Origin of the sequence: Trichormus sp. NMC-1, assembly GCF_001858025.1 — a bacterium.
GTDB lineage: Bacteria > Cyanobacteriota > Cyanobacteriia > Cyanobacteriales > Nostocaceae > Anabaena.
In genome coordinates this window covers 1-893 of the sequence record NZ_LZQD01000042.1, presented here as the reverse complement: position 1 = coordinate 893, position 893 = coordinate 1, and the positions used below count along the sequence as shown (strand labels likewise).

The 893-nt window shown below is 37.5% G+C and carries 1 protein-coding gene; it reads right to left on the bottom strand.

The features are described 5' to 3' along the window. The coding region (locus A9Y75_RS28930) for a hypothetical protein (protein WP_201788447.1) at positions 1–893 on the bottom strand (893 nt) is incomplete at both ends.

Here is an 893-nt window from a genome sequence, read left to right as displayed (position 1 = left end):
ATCGGGAAATACAATTGTAATCTCATCTATTTTCAATTTTAGCCGCTTTTGAGCGGCAAGTTCTTTTAAGATATTTGCATCATCTTTTTTGTATTTCGGGAAGTTCTTTTTGATTGGTGAGCCGATGTCTTTGTATAGCTTAAACAAGAGATTGACTATATCTCCATTCCCTTGCTCATCATACTGTACAAAGCTGTATGCTGACTTAGCGGGTCTTCGAACGCCTAAATACCAATTGAATAATTTGGCGTGCGTAAATAATGACTCGCCGCAATTCTGCTCTTGACCAAGTTTAACAATTTCAGTGAGTTTTGGAATTATAAACTCACGTTCAACTTTTCCACGGCGCATTTCGAACAACATTGGAATAACATTATCAGAGCGCCGCCTAACGATATGACTGAGAATATGTTCGATCTTATTATCAACAAAGTTAGCTAAGCTGTATGTGCAAAAAAACTCTTGGAATGTTCGATGAGTGAACACAGTTTTGAGGCCATCTTGCTGCATAATGCACACTGATTCGATCAGATCACGATAGAAATCACTTTTATTGAGCTTGGTGTTGGTCGCTTGGATAGCTTTTCCGATATATTCAATCGTCTCGGCTTCAGTAAATTCGTACTTCTCATCGTAATATGAGAACAAGCAAAAGTACGAAAGGTACTTCTTGAATTCATCTATCGATAGATCGGTATACTTTTGACGGGTAAATCCTTCTTTTGTTGCATCATGTTTTAAGAATAGGGTGTCAAAGGCTTGTTCGTAAAATATATAAGCTTTCTCAGGAATTTCCGCGAACTGATCGTATGTTAAGAGCATCATTGTTGCTAAGAGTGGATTAGATAAAAAGCTTGGGTGCTTAGCAAATAAGTCTGACTTAATTCGGCTTA